Consider the following 16,241-nt stretch of genomic DNA (forward strand, 5'->3'; position numbering starts at 1 on the left):
CGCGGTGAGCACGACGATTTCGGCCAAGGACTCGCTGGTGGCGCGCATCACCCGCCACAGGGATGATCTGTCTCCGACCGAGAGGCGGCTCGCTGAATTCTTGATCGATTTTCCGGGCAATCTGCCTGCTTATACGGCAACCGAGCTTGCCAATGCCGCACGGGTCTCCAATGCGGCGGTGACCCGTTTTTTTCACCGGCTCGGGTATGAAAGCTATAACGACGCGCGGCGGCAGGTGCGGCTGGAGCAGAAGGCCGGCTCGCCGCTGATGCTGCTGAGCGGCGAGAGCCATGCCAGCGACACGTTGCGTGCCCACCTCGAACTCAGTGTCCAGAACCTGTCCGAGACCTACGGCGGGTTGTCCGACGAGATGATCGACCGGATCGCGCGGGCCATGCTCGCGGCAAAGCGGGTCTGGTTCGTGGGCTTCCGCAACAATCAGTCCTTCGCGGCCTATCTGCGCTGGCAGGTCTTCCGCGTCATCGAGACCAGCATCCTGCTGCCGGTTGCGGGGGAGACCATCGCCGAATATGCGGTAACCCTGAATAAGGGCGACGTCCTCATCGTCTTCGCCCTGCGGCGTTCGACGCTCGCCTCCTCCCACCTGATCACCCGGGCAGTCGAGGCCGGCGCGCAGGTCCTGTGCGTGGCGGATTCGGCCACGGAGAACCCGGGCCCGGCCACATGGCTCATCACCTGCCAGGCGCGGGCGGCCGGCCCGCTGGACAACCATGTGGCGGTGATCGGGCTTTCGCATTTTCTGGCCACCCGCGTCCTGGAACTCAGCGGCCGTGAAGGCCGGCGCCGCATGGCCGCGATCGAGGCAGCCCACGACGCCTTCGACGAGGAGCCCTAAGGCATTGAAAGGCAGAAGGCCGGAGAAGGTCCACATGGCCTGAGACGGCATCAACATGGCGCCCAACGCACACCAGAACCAGGCGTAGAAATGCTGCCAAGGGCGGACATTCACCTGGATAGAGCCGACAGGAGCACGAGATGCTCCCCCGTGTTCATTGCGGAGGCAGCCCCGGCGGCGATCGAAGTGCCTCAACCAGGCGCATGGCGCGTCGGAATACCGTGATGGCCGAACCAATCGCAATGATCCAGAGCGCCGCTGTCAGCACGTCATCTCGGCCGTTCCAGAGGGGCTCCAACAGACTGAGGAGGCCCGCCGCCGTGATTGTCGCCATGCGATGCTGCTTGGCCATTGGTCCGGAGAAGTCGGCGGCCGCGCCGCAAGCACGACCGAGTTCCCGCGTATAGGCGGTCAGAATGGCGAGAGCTGCCGCTGCCCAGCCGAGCCCGGGCATGCCGATGCCGTATCCCGCACCCACGAAGATCGCGAGATCCGCAATGCGATCGGGAAACTCATTCCAGAAGGCCCCATCGCGCGATTGCTTGCCGCCCTCGATCGCCACCATCCCGTCGAAAAGATTGCAGAGCAGCCGCAATTGGCAAAAGAGCGCCGCTGCAATTAACAGGGGAATGCGCAGCCAGCCATCCGCGAGGCCCGCCCCCCAGAACGACGCTCCGGCAAGCACACCCATCGCGATGCTCGCGATGGAGATCTGGTTCGGGGTGATACCGGCGGAGGTCAGGCGGCGTGCGGCGGCACGTGCCCAGCCCGTGTTGCGGCTTGCAAGGGGACGGCGATCGCTTCCAGTCGTCATGGCTCGCGTTTCCGTCGCTCCAGGTGTCGGGGTCGCCCCACGCAGAGAGTACCGCGTGCAGATTTATGAAACCGACCACCAGAAGCGCGTGATGTGAAAGAAGATCGGAGCGGAAAAAAGCACGGAATCAAGCCGGTCGAGGAAGCCGCCGTGACCCGCGATGAGGTGACCCCAATCCTTGACGCCGCGGTCGCGCTTGATCGCCGACATGACGAGGCCGCCGAAGAAGCCCATGACGACAATCACGAACGATATTCCCGCGGCTTCGATCGGGGAGAACGGCGTTATCCAGAAGAGGGCTGCACCGACCGCGGTTGCGCTCAGCGCGCCCCCAAGGAACCCCTCCAGCGTCTTTGATGGTGAGAGCTTCGGAGCGATCTTCCTGTGGCCGATCAGCTTGCCCCAGACATATTGCAGCACGTCGCTCGACTGGACGACGATGACCAGGAAGGCGATGAGCATCACATTGCGTCCGCCGAAGCCGGCAATATCGAGGCTGAGCAGGGCCGGCACGTGGGAGGTGCAGAAGACGCAGATCATCAGTGCCCACTGGGTCTCCGCGATGCGCGCGAGAAAATGGTCTGTGTCGCCACGCCATGCGGCAACGATGGGCATCAACAGGAAGGCATAGACCGGAATGAAGATGGCGTAGAGACCGTACCAGTCGATCCAGATCAGATAGTATTGAACCGGCAGGATGATGAAGAAGGCGATCGCAAGAGCCCAGTGATCGGCCCGGCGGGTGTCGGTCAGCGTGATGAATTCGCGCAACGCCGCGAAGGAGCAGAGGGCGAAGAATACGATTACGCCGGCTCTTCCGGTGGCCAGAGCGATCCCCATCAGGATGACCATCATCCACCAGGACCGGACGCGGTCATTCAGGTTTTCAATGACACTGTTGGACCCGTCGGCGGAAAAACGCCGTTTCAGCGCATAGCCGATGATTGACGCGACGCAGAGAAAACCGAGGAGCCCGGCAAGGACCGTCACGAGTTCTGAGGGAGGCATTGTCACGTCAGGGGTGCTTTCGCGGACAGGGCCAACAGGGCGGCTTCGGCCCGGGCGAGGAAGGCCGTCTTAGTCTCGCCGTCGCCAATTCGCAGCGGAAGCCCGAACGTGACGGTGCAGATGAGTGGGATGGGAATGACCTCGCCTTTCGGCAGAACACGGTTGAGGTTGTCGATCCAGGTGGGAACGAGACTGACGTCGGGGCGCGCTCGGGCGAGATGATAGAGCCCGCTCTTGAACGGCAAAAGAGGCGCGTCACTCAGATTGCGTGTGCCTTCCGGGAAAAGGATGAGCGAACTGCCGTCGTCGAGGGCCTGCACCATCTGCGTGATGGGATTTTCCGATTGCGTGAGCCGGTCTCGGGCAATGAGAACGGCGTTGAACACGTCGCAGCCGATGAAACGCCGGATGGCGGATTTGAGCCAGTAGTCGGCACCCGCGACCGGTCGCGTCCGCGCCCGCATCCGGGTCGGCAGAACCGCCCAGATGAGCACGAAGTCTCCATGACTGGCGTGGTTGGCGAAGTAGATCCGCTGTTCGTCGATGGGCGCCACACCCTCCCATTTGGCGCGAACGGCGGTGATGGCGTGGGCGAACAAAAGGACGACCGCGCTGGCCACTCTCGCGAGGGCGCGGTTCGCCGTCGCGCCTTGCGGACGCTTCGGCGCTGTCAGGTCGGGCGCTGATTCTGCCACGGACGCATCTTCCGCAATCATGTCATCGAGGCTGTTCTATCGCAGCGGAGGTCTCTGTCCACGGTGCGGCCGATCGCTCCTCCCTCAGGCTCTTCGATCCGATCGGGCCGCAGAGGAATCACGGTACGGCAGGCGTCGGGGGCGCCTCGTCCGGCAGGCCGGGCGCAGCAAGGGCGTCGGTCAGGTCGATCTCCACATGACGCACGCCATCGCGGTCCGGCTGCCCGGTGGTGGCGCGGGTCGCGCGCGTCTGCGTTTCCCCGAGCAGCGCAGCCACCGGATCCATGCCCCGGAAGCCGGCCTGCCTGAGGATTTCGTCCAGGATCGGCTTCTGGGCACCGAACTTCAGCAACTGGCTGCTGAGGTCGCCAATGGGGCCGCCGCCCGCGCCGTCGCCGGATGAGTTCCCGCCAAGGGAGCCGAGGAGATTGCCGGCGCTGAAGATCTTGATGTCCGAGATCTTCTCGATGGGCTTCAGCGCCTGCGCCAGCGCATCCGGCACGATGGCGACGCGCTGCTTCGCAAGCTCGAAGCCCAGGATGTGGCTCGAAAGGAGGTTCCGGGCTTCGTTGAGGGCCCGCTCGCGCCGGGCCTCGGCCTCGCCCAGCTCGATGATGCCGCTTGCCTTGATCTTGTTGGCTTCCGCTTCGGCGGTGGCCTGAGTGCGCAGCGCCTCGGCCAGATTGTCGGCGGCCTCGCGCTCGGCCTGGGCGTTCACGGTGACGCGGGTGGCGTCCCGCTCGGCGTCACGGCGAGCGTCGATGACGGCAATCTGCTTGGCACGGCTGGCGATCTCGACGGCCCGGGCCGTCTCCACCTTTTCCGCCGCGGTCACGGCTTCGGCCTTGGCTTCCTCGGCCTTCGCCCTGGCCTGGGATTCCGCCTCGCTCTTCTGGGCGATGGAAATGGCGGCGTCGATGCGGGCGGTCTCGGTCGCCTGCTTCGCGAGCGCCTCGCTCTGGGCGATGCGCTGCTCCGCCTCAATCCGGGCGGTGGAGGTGGCCTGCTTTGCCTCCGCCTCGTTCTGAGCGATGCCTCGCTCCGCATTGAGACGCGCGGTCTCCTCGGACAGGCGGGCGGACTGCTCCGCCCGCGCCTTCTCGGCCCGCGTCTCGGCGGTCTTGTTGGCGATGTCGCGCTCCTGGCTGAGCTCGGCGTCGCGCTGCTCGCGCTGGATGGTCAGGCGCTGAAGGGCCGCCTCCCGGTCCTTCGCCGCGATCGTCACCTCGGTGTCGCGGATGACGTCGTTGCGCTCGCGCCGGCGGGTCTCGGTGATGCGCGTCAGCGCGGTGAGGCCTTCCGCATCGAAGCTGTTGTTCTCGTTGAAGTGCTTGATGTCCGTCTGGTCGAGACGCGTCAGCGAGACGGTCTCGAGCTCAAGGCCATTCGACTGCAGGTCCGCCGCGACGGCCTCCTGCACGGATTTGACGAATTCGGACCGTTTCTCCTGCAGGTCCTTGAGCGACATGGTGGCTGCAACCGACCTCAGGGCATCGACAAACTTCGCCTCGACCAGCTTGCGCAGGAGATCAGCATCATTGGTGCGCTCGCCGAGGGTCTGCGCCGCCAGCGCGATGTTCTCCTCGTCCGGCTTCACCCGCACGTAGAATTCCGCAGCGATGTCCGCCCGCATCCGGTCGGCAGTGATGAGGGACTCGGCCTCGGCGCGCTGGACTTCCAGGCGCAGCGTGCTGAGCTGCACCCAGGCATAGGAGTGGAAGATGGGCAGGATCACGGAGCCGCCGTCGAGAACGACGCGCTTGCCGCCGAGGCCGGTTCGCACATACGCCTTGTCGCGCGTCGAACGCTTGTAGAGCGACGCCATGACGATGCCGATGCCGACGACGAGAGCGACCGCGATGCCGGCGATCGTCAGGATCGAGACGTAGTCCATGGATTGGCGTCCCCCTAGTTGGATGGTGGCCTTGCAGCGAGGTCTGCGGGTGCCGGGATGGCTTCGTAAAGCCCCGCCGCGCCGTCGACGACCAGAACGGCCGCGCCCTGGGCGATGACGTGCCCGGCAGCGGCCCTGGCCCGCAGGACGTGGATGTTGCCGTGCCGGTCCTTCACCCGCACGCGTCCGGGCTTGCCCTGGTCGAGGGGGCCTAGGACGACGGTTCCGAGAAGGCCGATCAGGTCCGCCTGGCTGACGACGGAGGTCTCCTCGCGCGGAATGATGTGCGCAAGCAGCCGTGACTGGGTTCGCGTGGCCGGCGTGGCGAGGACCGCCGCCACAAGGCCTGCCACCAGGGCGGGCAGCGGCGCCACCACCGCATGAGCCACCGCCTGTACGGCGAACCCGGCGATGGCGAAGGATGCGAGCCAGACCATCAGGAGCACCAGCAGCGGCACACCGCCGGCGTTCAGCCACGACATCCAGGCGCCCAGAGGTCCGTGATCCCCGCCGTGTGCCAAGCTGTCGTGGCCCAGATCGTGGCTGAGCAGAGAGGACATGGAGAATCCCACCAGCATCGCGCACAGCTCGACGGCCACGAGGCCGACGAGGATGAGCGCCGCGATGGTGAACGGATAAACTCCGGCTCCCGTCAAGGCGTCCATCAGTTGCGCGATCCCTTGTAGCTCAGCAGACGCTCCTGGATCTCCTTCTCCCGCTGCAGACGCGCCAGTTCCTCGACTTCGGACGCCGCCGTGGTCGGCCGCCCGGGAACGCCGGTGACGCGCACGATGGCGTCGAGCGAGCGGGCGAGCCGTTGCGCGTTGCGCTCCGATGCGCTTTCGTGCGCCACCGGAGCGCCGGCCGCCGGCTGCGTGCTCTTCTTCAAGGCGTTCAGGCGCGCGACGGCATCCTGCCGCGCGGAATTGATGGCCTGTAGCGCCTTGCCCGCCTCGTCGATACGGTCGGAGACCTCGGCGAGCGCGGTTTCCAGCGCGGCCTGCTGCGCCTCGAGATCGATCTGCAGACCGATCACCGGCTTGACCAGATCCTCCCGGGCTTCGGAGAGGCCGACCGCGATCTTGGCCGCGAGGTCGGCGATCTCCTCGTCGATCTCGGCGATCTTGGCCCTGATCCGGTGCTCCTCCGCCCGCGCCTTGCCGGCGCCGACGCGCGCCTCCTCGGCCATGGCGTCGATCTCCCGGATGGACTGTTCGACAGTCGCGATCGGGTTTGCGCCTTCCAGATTGTCGGCCGCCCCATGGGCGACGCCTGCGATGACTCGGCCGATGCGCGTCAGGATTCCTTCGGTGGCCATGCTGGTCTCCTTGGATTTTGCGGCGGTGGCGACGCCAACGAGGATCGATGTTTCTCCATTCCGGACGACGAGGCGCGCCTCGGCATGGTCAGGCCAGCCGGCCTGATATCCCGCGACGGCGTAGGCGATGAGCCTGCGTCCATCTACCGTCGCGAGGCTCAGGTGGGTCGGGCTCTTGATGGCGTAGAGCCGCCCGTCGAGCGGCAGTCCGTCGAATGTCACGCCGCCGCGCCGAGCAGCATGATCCCGCAGCCCCAGCGACACCAGCCGCGCCGGCAACCGCGTCTGCTCCCGGATGGGCGCATAGGCCTGCTCGTGCAGGGCGACGAGGTTGGCGCTCGCCCCGCGCTGCTGCGCGAAATCATCGAGCAGACGCATCAGCACCCCATAGTCGGCGAAGGTCGCGCGGATGGCGCGCTCGTCCTCTGGAGAGGGCGACAGCATGCACGTCATGGTGGACCGAAAGCGCACGCTCATGGCGTGAATTTATAAAGCACGGATTTTGTACATTCAAGCAAATCTCGCACGCATGGCGTGTCTGAACGGAGGCTTCACTTCGCCTCAAAGTCGAAGGCCGACTGGGCCACACCTCTCCGGGTCATCGGGCGACGAACCGGTCCATAGCGTGTCGCGACGGAGGGAACGTCCCCGACGTCGCCCCGAACTTTTGCATGGTCCATGCTGATCTTTCCAGGCCATCGCGTTCGCGACGTTCACCGGGGCCGGCTGGTTCAGGCATCGCCGGCTGTGCTGGAGCCCATCGGCACCACCATGCCGGCTGCAGTCGCGGAACCGGGGACCGCCTGCCAGCGGATCAGCGCCTCGCGCCCTGCCGGCGTGAGGCCGTAGATGCCGCGATCCACACGGGCAAACCAGCCATAGACATTGTCCAGAAGGATTTTTCCGGCGTTGGGCGCGAACGCACGCAGATCGCGCGGGCGTTTGGGGGTCTCCGCCATGGCCAGGGCACAGGCGAGCGCCTGCTGCCGATAGGCGGTCATGATGGGTGTACGAGAGCCGCCCCCCACCGCCGGATCGCCCAGCCGGCGCCGGTGCTCCTCCACGAGCCGCGACCTGCGGCGCGGATCCTTGCGCGGCATGGGAGACGTGGGGCTGACGAGGACCGTCACCTCGCCCCCAGACGAAACGCCGAGCATGCCGAAGCCGAGGCGCCGACACAGGTTACGGAAGCGCGCGTCGCTTTCCCGTCCGTTTCCGCGCACCGATGTGCGCGCTGCGAGCCAGACCTCGTCACAGGCGGAGGCACGGTCGACGGCCTGGAGGACGAGCTCCAGATTGAAGCTGAGCTTCAATTCCCCAATGACCACGATCGGTATTCCGTCTCCCGTAAGCGCAACCAGGTCGCAGCCGCCGACCTCGCCTTTGACGGCAAAGCCGAGGCCCTCCAGAAACGTCTTCACGGGCAGATAAAGGGAAGTCTCCAGGATCCGCCTCCGTCAGGCCGGCCTGTGCCGGGCGGGGCCGGGAGAGCGGACCTCCGGATTGGTGGCGATCCAGATGATGTGGCGCGCCCCCCCGCGCCCGCCATTGGCCCGCACGCGCGCCTCTTCGACGCCAAACCCGGCCTTGCGAACCCGCTGGGTGAAGTTCCGGTCCGGCCTCGACGACCAGACGGCCAGCACGCCGCCGGGCCGCAGCGCGGCCCTGGCCGTGTTGAGGCCGGCACTATCGTAAAGCTGGTCGTTGGCCGCGCGTGTCAGCCCCTCGGGTCCGTTGTCGACATCAAGCAGGATCGCGTCGAAAGCCGCCCGGCCGGCACGGATCAGGCCGACCACATCCTCTTCGCGGATGCTGACGCGCGGATCGGTCAGGCAACCCGCGAAGATCCCCGCCATGGGGCCCCGCGCCCACGCGACCACCGCGGGCACCAGTTCCGCCACGGTGACACGGGCATCGGGCCCGAGTTCGGCGAGCGCCGCGCGAAGGGTGAAACCCATTCCCAGCCCACCGATCAGCACATGCGGCCTGGGGCGGTCCTGAAGTCTGGCGCAGACCATCGTGGCGAGCGCCTCTTCCGACCCGCTGAGGCGACTGTTCATCAGCTCGATGGACCCGGCCATGATCGAGAATTCCGCGCCGCGCTGCATCAGGCGGAGGCGGCCGCCGCCATCGGGCACGTCCGCGGTGTCGAGTTGCGACCAGGGGATCACGGGTCACTCTTCGGTTGAGGATCGCATTTTGCGAGCGGCCTTATATAGGCCAAACCTCCGTCCCCTCGCTACCGTCCAGCAGACGACCGCGTGCCGCCGCGCGATGAGAAGGCTCGTGTCTCAAGTTGAGGGGCAAGGCGGATCTGCGGTCCGCCTTGCCCCTATTTCCGTGCCCGGAAACCGGCTTGTGGCCCAACAGCGGACATTCGGCCTAGCGCCTTGAGCTCAGCCATTGACCGTATGTTTCAATCCAACGGCTTGCGCCAAATTCCCAATCTGTATGTCGCGGGTTCGTTCCCCATCGTCCGGTCCGAGTGATCCCGCAGGCAAGGCGTTCGTCAGTCGTCCGTGACGTCGCCGGAATCGGGAAGGGTGGCTTGCAGCCGTTCCGCCGCTTCCTTGAGGTTTGGCACCAGCGCCCGCGCTTTCTCCAGCGAGAAGCGCGGCAGCGGGCCGTGGCAGGCCACCGCTGCCACCACGGTGCCGCGCCGGTCCTTCACCGGCACGGCGATGGCGACGAGGCCCTCCAGAAACTCCTGATCGTCCGTGCTGTAGCCATTCTTCGCGATGCGCTCCAGCTCGGCGTCGAGCGCCTCGACGGTGGTGATCGTGTTCGGCGTCTGCGCCTTCAGGTGCAGCGTCTCCAGAATGCGCCGCCGCTGGACGGGGCGCATGGCGGAGAGGAACAGCTTGCCGGAGGCCGTGCAATGCATGGGCACGCGCGAGCCCACCTCCAGATGCAGGCGCAGCGGCCAGGCCGCTTCCACGCGGTCGAGATAGATCGCTTCCGAGCCCACGCGGGTCACGAAATTGCAGGTCTCGCCCGCCACATCCACCAGCGCTTCGAGGATGCCGCGCCGCTCGGTGCTCACCGAATTGCGCAGCATGTCGAAGCCCATCCGCAGGAAGCGGGGACCCACCGCGAAGCGCCGGCCGTCCGGCTCGCGCAGCAGATAGGATTCCGCCTCCAGCTTCTGGCACAGGCGATGGACGGTGGGCTTGGGCAGGGAGAGCCGCACGCACAGCTCCGGCACGCCGAGGGGCGTTTCGGAGCGGGCGATCTCGCCCAGAAGATCGAGCGCGCGGAGCATGGCCGAGGCGTTGTCCCGCTCCTCGGGCTTCTCCGGCTTCTCCACGCTCTCCAGCTGCTGCTTCGCTGCCTTGGCCATCTGAATCGCCAGCCTCTCGCTGCGTGCAGCCTTAGCGGCTGGCAGCGGGGTGTCAAACGGAACGCAGGTGCACACAGCGCCCCTCGCACTGCACAACATAAATCTCATTAAATGAGACGATTCAGTTCAAAAAATGCATTGACTCATCTCATCCCTTCGTCGCATCGTCCGTTCCGCAGAGAGGAAACTGCCAATGCAAGGCGAGGAAAACTTCGACTTCGTCGTCATCGGCGCCGGGTCGTCGGGGTGTGTTCTGGCCAATCGGCTGAGCGAAGACGGCAAGAGCCGCGTCGCCCTGCTGGAAGCCGGGCCGAAGGACACGAACCCCTGGATTCACGTGCCCATCGGCTACGGGAAGACCATGTGGAATGATCGCCTCAACTGGCGCTTCCACACCGAGCCGGAACCCACCATGGGCGACCGGCGCATCTACTGGCCCCGCGGCCGCGTGCTGGGTGGCTGCTCCTCCATCAACGGCCTCATCGTCATCCGCGGCCAGCAGGAGGATTACGATGGCTGGGCGGCGCGCGGCGCCACCGGCTGGGGCTTCGAGGATGTCCTGCCCTACTTCCGCAAGCTGGAGGACAACCCTGCCTTCGCCGGTGATCCGCTCCACGGCACCGATGGCCCTGTGCGCATCAGCTCCATCCCGCGAAAGCACGAGCTGATCGAGGTCATCAAGGAGACCGGGCGCAAGCTCGGCGTGCCGGAGACGGCGGATTTCAACGGCGCCCGGCAGGAAGGCGTCGGCTATTACCAGCTGACCACCCGCAGCGGCTTCCGCATGAGCGCGGCAAAGGCCTATCTTGCCCCTGCCAAGGGCCGCGCCAATCTCTCCATCCTCACCGAGACGCAGGCCCGCCGGGTGCTGTTCGAGAACGGCCGCGCCGTGGGCGTTGAGGTCAGTGTCGGGGGCCGGGTGAAGGTCATCCGGGCGCGGCGGGGGGTGGTGCTGTCGGCGGGCGCGGTGCAATCGCCGCACCTGCTCATGCTCTCGGGCATCGGGCCGGCCGAACACCTGAAGGCCAACGGCATCGGCGTCCATGTGGACAGCCCCGGCGTCGGCGGCAATCTGCAGGATCACCTCCAGCTGCGCCTGCTCTATCGCTGCACCAAGCCCATCACCACCAACGATGCACTGAACTCCCTGTTCGGGCGCCTCAGGATGGGACTTGAATATCTCCTGTTCCGTGGCGGCCCGCTGGCCATCGGCATCAACCAGGGCGGCCTGTTCACGCGGGTGCTGCCGGAATCGAAAACTCCGGACATCCAGTTCCACATCGGCACCCTTTCGGCGGACATGGCCGGCGGCAAGGTGCATGACTATTCCGGCTTCACCCTCTCGGTCTGCCAGCTCAGGCCGGAGAGCACGGGCTGGGTGCGGCTCGGCTCTGGCGATCCGCTCCAGCCGCCGAAGATCAGCGCCAATTATCTGGCCACCGACACCGACCGGCGCTGCGCGGTCGCCGCCATGACATTCGCCCGCAAGCTCGCCGCCACCGAGCCGCTGAAGAGCTATGTGGCGGAAGAGAAGATGCCCGGCCCGGGCGTCGCCGACGACGAGGGCCTGCTCGCCTTCGCCCGCGAATACGGCGCCACCATCTTCCACCCCGCCGGCACCTGCCGGATGGGCCCCGACACCGACCGCGATGCGGTGGTGGACCCGCGCCTACGGGTCCGTGGCGTCGACGGCCTGTGGGTGGTGGATTGCTCCGTGATGCCGAGCCTCGTGTCCGGCAACACCAATATTCCCGCGATCATGATCGGAGAAAAAGCCGCCGACATGATCCGCGAGGACGTGATGAACAACAGGAATGGGCGAGACAACGCCCCAAATCAAATCAATGACGGGAGGACACAACAATGGCTGGGCAAGCAGGAGCTTCAAGTCGCGAGCTGAGGCGCGTGGTCGGCGCCAGCGTCATCGGCGCGACCATCGAGTGGTATGACTTCTTCCTGTACGGCATCGTCGCCGGCATCGTATTCAACAAGCTGTTCTTTCCGGGCGACGACCCGGTCGTCTCCATCCTGCTCGCCTATACCACCTTCGCGGTGGGCTTCGTGGCGCGGCCGGTGGGCGGGCTCATCTTCGGCCATTTCGGCGACAAGCTGGGCCGCAAGAGCATGCTCATCATCACACTGATGATCATGGGCGTGGCGACGGTGGCCATCGGCCTCCTGCCCACCTATGCGCAGATCGGCGTCGCCGCGCCCATCCTGCTGCTGCTCCTGCGCATCGCCCAGGGCATCGGCATCGGCGGCGAGTGGGGCGGCGCGGTGCTGATGGCGTATGAATACGCGCCGGAGGACAAGCGCGGTTTCTTCGCCTCCATCCCGCAGATCGGCCTCGCGCTCGGCCTGTGCCTCGCTTCGGGCGTCACTGCCATCGTCTCCATGCTGCCCGAAGAGCAGTTCATGGCCTGGGGCTGGCGTGTCGGCTTCATCGGCTCGGTCGTTCTCATCATCGTGGGCATGTATATCCGACTGAAAGTTCAGGAAACTCCGGAATTCGAGCAGGTAAAGGCCGCCAACAAGGCTCAGGCGATCCCTTTCGTCACGATGATCAAGGAGTATCCACGCAACATTCTGCTCGGCATGGGCGTGCGTTACATCGACGGCGTATTCTTCAATGTGTTCGCGGTGTTCTCGATCGTCTACCTCGCGAACTACGTGAAGGTGCCGCGCACGACGGCCCTCTGGCTGGTGACGCTCGCGGCCTTCGTCATGGTGTTCACCATCCCGATGTTCGGCAAGCTGTCGGATAAGTGGGGCCGCCCGCGCACCTATGCGGTGGGCTCCGCCTTGCTGGCCCTGGTGGTGTATCCGGCCTTCTGGATGTTCTCCACCGGGTCCCTGCCGCTGATCGCGCTTGGCATCGTGGTGCCGTTCGGCGTGCTCTACGCCATGTGCTACGGGCCGGAGGCGGCCCTGTTTTCGGACTTGTTCGACGCCCGGGTGCGCTACACCGGCATCTCGTTCGTCTACCAGTTCTCCGGAATCTTCGCGAGCGGCATCACCCCGATCATCGCCACTTACCTGCTCGCCCGTGGCGACGGGCAGCCCTGGCAGGTGTGCGCCTACGTGGTATTCGCAGCGCTCATCTCCATGCTCTCGGCCCTGGCGATCCGGGTGCCGGCCCCCGGCGCCCAGTTATCGAAGGCCACGCGCGCCTCGACCGAAACGGTACGCCAGCCAGCGCGCTGACGGGTTTCCGATCCGGAGGCGGCGCGCGGCCGCCGCCTCCCTCCCCCCGAATTGCAAGATCTCCAAGGTTCCAAGAGGATTTTTCCGTCATGAAGATGACCACCGAAGAGGCGTTCATCAAAGTCCTGCAGGCGCACGGTATCAACGAGGCCTTCGGCATCATCGGCTCGGCCATGATGCCGGTGTCCGACCTCTTCCCCAAGGCCGGCATCCGCTTCTGGGATTGCGCCCACGAGACCAATGCGGGCCTGATCTGCGACGGCTACACCCGCGCCACCGGCCGCATGGCCATGGCCATCGCCCAGAACGGGCCGGGCGTGACGGGCTTCGTCACCGCCATGAAGACCGCCTACTGGAACCACACCCCCATGCTGCTGGTGACGCCGCAGGCGGCCAACAAGACCATCGGGCAGGGCGGGTTCCAGGAAGTCTCGCAGATGGCGATGTTCCAGGACATGGTCTGCTACCAGGAGGAGGTGCGCGACCCCTCCCGCGTGGCCGAAGTGCTCAACCGCGTGATCGAGAAGGCCTGGCGTGCCTGCGCCCCGGCGCAGATCAACGTGCCCCGCGATTTCTGGACCCAGGTGATCGACATCGAGCTGCCGCAGATCGTGCGCCTCGAGCGTCCCGCCGGCGGCCGCAACGCCATCGCCGAGGCGGCGCAGATCCTGTCCGAGGCGAAGTTCCCGGTGATCCTCAACGGCGCGGGCGTGGTCATCGGCAACGCCATCGGCGAGGCCATGGCGCTGGCCGAGCGGCTCGATGCGCCCGTGTGCGCCGGCTACCAGCACAACGATGCCGCCCCCGGCAGCCATCCCCTCGCCGTCGGCCCGCTCGGCTACAACGGCTCCAGGGCCGCCATGGAGCTGATCGCGCAGGCCGACGTGGTGCTGGCGCTCGGCACCCGGCTCAACCCCTTCTCCACTTTGCCCGGCTACGGCATCGACTACTGGCCGAAGCAGGCCAAGATCATCCAGGTGGACATCAACCCGGACCGCATCGGCCTCACCAAGAAGATCACCGTGGGCATCTGCGGCGACGCCAAGGAAGTGGCCGGCCAGTTGCTCGGCCAGCTCGCCCCCGGCGCCGGCGATCAGGGCCGGGCGGAGCGCCGCGCGCTGATCCACCAGACCCGCTCGCGCTGGCTCCAGCAGCTCGCCTCCATGGACCACGAGGACGACGATCCCGGCACCCGCTGGAACGAGGACGCCCGCGCCCGCGACAAGGGCCGCATGTCGCCCCGTCAGGCGTGGCGGGCGATCCAGTCGGCGCTACCGAAGGATGTCATCATGTCCACGGACATCGGCAACAACTGCGCCATCGGCAATGCCTATCCGAGCTTCGAGATCGGGCGGAAATATCTCGCCCCCGGCATGTTCGGTCCATGCGGCTATGCCTTCCCGGCCATTATCGGCGCCAAGATCGGCTGCCCGGACGTGCCAGTGTTCGGCTTTGCCGGAGATGGCGCGTTCGGCATCTCCATCAACGAGATGACCTCCATCGGCCGCGAGGAATGGCCGCCGGTGACCATGGTGGTGTTCCGTAATTTCCAGTGGGGCGCCGAGAAGCGCAACACCACGCTCTGGTACGACAACAACTTCGTCGGCACCGAGCTGGACCCCAAGCTCTCCTACGCGAAGATCGCCGAGGGCTGCGGCTTCAAGGGGGTGCGCGTGGACACGCCGGAGAGCCTCAGGGAGGCCATCCACACCGCCGCCGAGGAGCAGAAAAAGGGCATCACCACCTTCATCGAGGTGGTGCTGAACCAGGAGCTCGGCGAGCCCTTCCGCCGGGATGCCATGAAGAAGCCGGTGCCGGTGGCCGGCATCGCCCGTGCCGACATGCGCGAGCAGATCGCGCGCTGACCGAGATACGGGCGGGGACGGCTCCTCGGCACGCCCCGCCCGGCCATTTCTGCCCCAGAGCGCGATCCGAGCGGATCGCTCTCTGACGTTTGGAATGAGAACGCGTTATCCGATCTGATTGCGATGCAATCAGATCGGCGCGTGCTCTAGCCCGAGATGCTGGCCATGCTCGCCCTCGACCGGATCATCGACGCCGCGCGTGCCGCCCCCCGCAGCATCGTCCTGCCAGAGGGGAGCGACCCGCGCATTGCCGCCGGCGCCCGTCGCGCCGCGCGGGAAGGGATTGCCCGGCCGATCCTCCTCGGTGCCCGCGAGGAGGTGATGGCGGCCCTCGATGGTGATGTGCGGGGCATTGCCATCGAGGATCCCGCCACCTCGCCACGCCTTCAGGCCTATGCCGAGGCCCTGCACCTCTTGCGCCACGCCAAGGGCATGGACCTAGCCACCGCCTGGCGCCGCATGCGCGAGCCGCTCGCCTTCGCCGCCATGATGGTGCGGCAGGGGGATGCCGACGGCACGGTCGGCGGCGCGGTGGCGACCACGGCCGAAACGGTGCGCGCCGCGCTCCAGATCATCGGCCTGGCACCGGGGGCGAAGATCGTCTCCAGCTTCTTCCTGATGATCCTGTGCGAGGACTATCACGAGCAGAAGGGGGCCTATGTGTTCTCCGACTGCGGCCTCGTCATCGATCCCGACGCGGCGGAACTCGCGGACATCGCCCGTGCCGCCGCCCATTCCTACACCGCCATGACCGGCGAGGCGCCCCGCGTGGCCATGCTCTCCTTCTCCACCAACGGCAGCGCGCGGCATCAGCGCGTGGACAAGGTGGTGGAGGCCGTGCGCCTGGTGCGGCAGGCCGAGCCGGATCTGGTGATCGAGGGGGAATTGCAGTTCGACGCCGCCTTCGTCGCCACGGTCGGCGCGGCCAAGACGGCGCCGGGATCGAAGATCCGGGGGGATGCGAACGTGTTCGTCTTCCCCAATCTTGATGCCGCCAATATCGGCTACAAGATCGCCCAGCGCATCGGCGGGGCGAAGGCCATCGGGCCGGTGCTTCAGGGGCTTGCGAAACCTGCCAACGATCTCTCCCGCGGCTGCTCGCAGGACGACGTGTTCCACATGATCGCGCTCACCTGCGCCCAGGCCGGCCGCACGCTTCCGGTCGCGATGTCTGGAAAGATCGACAGTGTCTGGCAGAACTCGCGGCCCGCCGCAGCCAGCCTCGGCGAGACGCGGGCCGGCTGAAA

At 66.4% G+C, this 16,241-nt stretch carries 14 protein-coding genes; 5 read left to right on the forward strand and 9 right to left on the reverse strand.

The genetic code is table 11. The features are described from left to right. Positions 1-4 precede the first annotated feature (4 nt). On the forward strand, positions 5-856 hold the full coding sequence (locus XAN126_RS0120665; protein ID WP_029877506.1) for a MurR/RpiR family transcriptional regulator: 852 nt from the start codon (positions 5-7) through the stop codon (positions 854-856). A gap of 154 nt (positions 857-1,010) precedes the next feature. On the opposite strand, the gene XAN126_RS0120670 is transcribed toward XAN126_RS0120665, so the two are convergent. The 9 genes from XAN126_RS0120670 to XAN126_RS0120710 all read right to left on the reverse strand — a co-directional run bounded on the left by XAN126_RS0120670 (position 1,011) and on the right by XAN126_RS0120710 (position 9,925). Beyond that, positions 1,011-1,670: a CDP-alcohol phosphatidyltransferase family protein gene (locus XAN126_RS0120670; RefSeq protein WP_024280461.1), complete on the reverse strand. Its 660-nt coding sequence runs from the start codon at positions 1,668-1,670 to the stop codon at positions 1,011-1,013. Positions 1,671-1,733: 63 nt separating this feature from the next. Next, positions 1,734-2,684, reverse strand: coding sequence for a phosphatidate cytidylyltransferase (locus XAN126_RS0120675; protein ID WP_024280462.1), 951 nt, complete (start codon positions 2,682-2,684; stop codon positions 1,734-1,736). Then, positions 2,681-3,394, reverse strand: coding sequence for a lysophospholipid acyltransferase family protein (locus XAN126_RS0120680; RefSeq protein ID WP_024280463.1), 714 nt, complete (start codon positions 3,392-3,394; stop codon positions 2,681-2,683). The genes XAN126_RS0120675 and XAN126_RS0120680 overlap by 4 nt, the downstream gene beginning before the upstream one ends. Before the next feature lie 97 nt (positions 3,395-3,491). Next, on the reverse strand, positions 3,492-5,267 hold the full coding sequence (locus XAN126_RS0120685) for a flotillin domain-containing protein (RefSeq protein WP_081762730.1): 1,776 nt from the start codon (positions 5,265-5,267) through the stop codon (positions 3,492-3,494). A 14-nt stretch (positions 5,268-5,281) separates the two neighbouring features. Then, positions 5,282-5,932, reverse strand: coding sequence for an OB-fold-containig protein (locus tag XAN126_RS0120690; RefSeq protein WP_024280464.1), 651 nt, complete (start codon positions 5,930-5,932; stop codon positions 5,282-5,284). Continuing rightward, entirely contained in the window at positions 5,932-6,963 is a 1,032-nt protein-coding gene (locus XAN126_RS0120695) for a PspA/IM30 family protein (RefSeq protein ID WP_155982367.1), read from the reverse strand. Before XAN126_RS0120695 ends, XAN126_RS0120690 begins: the two co-directional genes overlap by 1 nt. 353 nt (positions 6,964-7,316) lie before the next feature. Beyond that, on the reverse strand, positions 7,317-8,030 hold the full coding sequence (locus XAN126_RS0120700; protein WP_024280466.1) for a DUF2161 family putative PD-(D/E)XK-type phosphodiesterase: 714 nt from the start codon (positions 8,028-8,030) through the stop codon (positions 7,317-7,319). Positions 8,031-8,042: 12 nt separating this feature from the next. Beyond that, positions 8,043-8,756: a spermidine synthase gene (locus XAN126_RS0120705; protein WP_024280467.1), complete on the reverse strand. Its 714-nt coding sequence runs from the start codon at positions 8,754-8,756 to the stop codon at positions 8,043-8,045. 338 nt (positions 8,757-9,094) lie between these two features. Further along, positions 9,095-9,925 (reverse strand): IclR family transcriptional regulator, encoded by an 831-nt coding sequence (locus tag XAN126_RS0120710; protein WP_024280468.1) that lies wholly within the window; start codon positions 9,923-9,925, stop codon positions 9,095-9,097. 193 nt (positions 9,926-10,118) lie between these two features. On the opposite strand from XAN126_RS0120710, the gene XAN126_RS0120715 reads away from it, so the two are divergent. The 4 genes from XAN126_RS0120715 (at position 10,119) to pta (ending at position 16,239) form a co-directional block, all read left to right on the forward strand. Further along, on the forward strand, positions 10,119-11,825 hold the full coding sequence (locus XAN126_RS0120715) for a GMC family oxidoreductase N-terminal domain-containing protein (RefSeq protein WP_024280469.1): 1,707 nt from the start codon (positions 10,119-10,121) through the stop codon (positions 11,823-11,825). After that, complete coding sequence (locus XAN126_RS0120720) at positions 11,789-13,129, forward strand: MFS transporter (RefSeq protein WP_024280470.1); 1,341 nt, start codon at positions 11,789-11,791, stop codon at positions 13,127-13,129. The genes XAN126_RS0120715 and XAN126_RS0120720 overlap by 37 nt, the downstream gene beginning before the upstream one ends. An 89-nt stretch (positions 13,130-13,218) precedes the next feature. Continuing rightward, positions 13,219-14,994, forward strand: a complete 1,776-nt coding sequence (gene xsc / locus XAN126_RS0120725) for a sulfoacetaldehyde acetyltransferase (protein WP_024280471.1) — start codon at positions 13,219-13,221, stop codon at positions 14,992-14,994. 165 nt (positions 14,995-15,159) lie between these two features. Continuing rightward, complete coding sequence (pta, locus tag XAN126_RS0120730) at positions 15,160-16,239, forward strand: phosphate acetyltransferase (protein ID WP_024280472.1); 1,080 nt, start codon at positions 15,160-15,162, stop codon at positions 16,237-16,239. Positions 16,240-16,241 lie beyond the last annotated feature (2 nt).

Source organism: Xanthobacter sp. 126 (assembly GCF_000526175.1).
GTDB classification, from domain to species: Bacteria; Pseudomonadota; Alphaproteobacteria; order Rhizobiales; family Xanthobacteraceae; genus Xanthobacter; species Xanthobacter aminoxidans.

What these genes read in the sequence shown, in the direction of transcription:
- XAN126_RS0120670 (WP_024280461.1), bottom strand. Translation starts at nt 1,670, where the DNA reads ATGACGACTGGAAGCGATCGCCGTCCCCTTGCAAGCCGCAACACGGGC.
- XAN126_RS0120680 (WP_024280463.1), bottom strand. Translation starts at nt 3,394, where the DNA reads ATGATTGCGGAAGATGCGTCCGTGGCAGAATCAGCGCCCGACCTGACA.
- XAN126_RS0120685 (WP_081762730.1), bottom strand. Translation starts at nt 5,267, where the DNA reads ATGGACTACGTCTCGATCCTGACGATCGCCGGCATCGCGGTCGCTCTC.
- XAN126_RS0120690 (WP_024280464.1), bottom strand. Translation starts at nt 5,932, where the DNA reads ATGGACGCCTTGACGGGAGCCGGAGTTTATCCGTTCACCATCGCGGCG.
- XAN126_RS0120695 (WP_155982367.1), bottom strand. Translation starts at nt 6,963, where the DNA reads ATGCGTCTGCTCGATGATTTCGCGCAGCAGCGCGGGGCGAGCGCCAAC.
- XAN126_RS0120710 (WP_024280468.1), bottom strand. Translation starts at nt 9,925, where the DNA reads ATGGCCAAGGCAGCGAAGCAGCAGCTGGAGAGCGTGGAGAAGCCGGAG.
- XAN126_RS0120715 (WP_024280469.1), top strand. Translation starts at nt 10,119, where the DNA reads ATGCAAGGCGAGGAAAACTTCGACTTCGTCGTCATCGGCGCCGGGTCG.
- XAN126_RS0120720 (WP_024280470.1), top strand. Translation starts at nt 11,789, where the DNA reads ATGGCTGGGCAAGCAGGAGCTTCAAGTCGCGAGCTGAGGCGCGTGGTC.
- xsc (WP_024280471.1), top strand. Translation starts at nt 13,219, where the DNA reads ATGAAGATGACCACCGAAGAGGCGTTCATCAAAGTCCTGCAGGCGCAC.
- pta (WP_024280472.1), top strand. Translation starts at nt 15,160, where the DNA reads ATGCTCGCCCTCGACCGGATCATCGACGCCGCGCGTGCCGCCCCCCGC.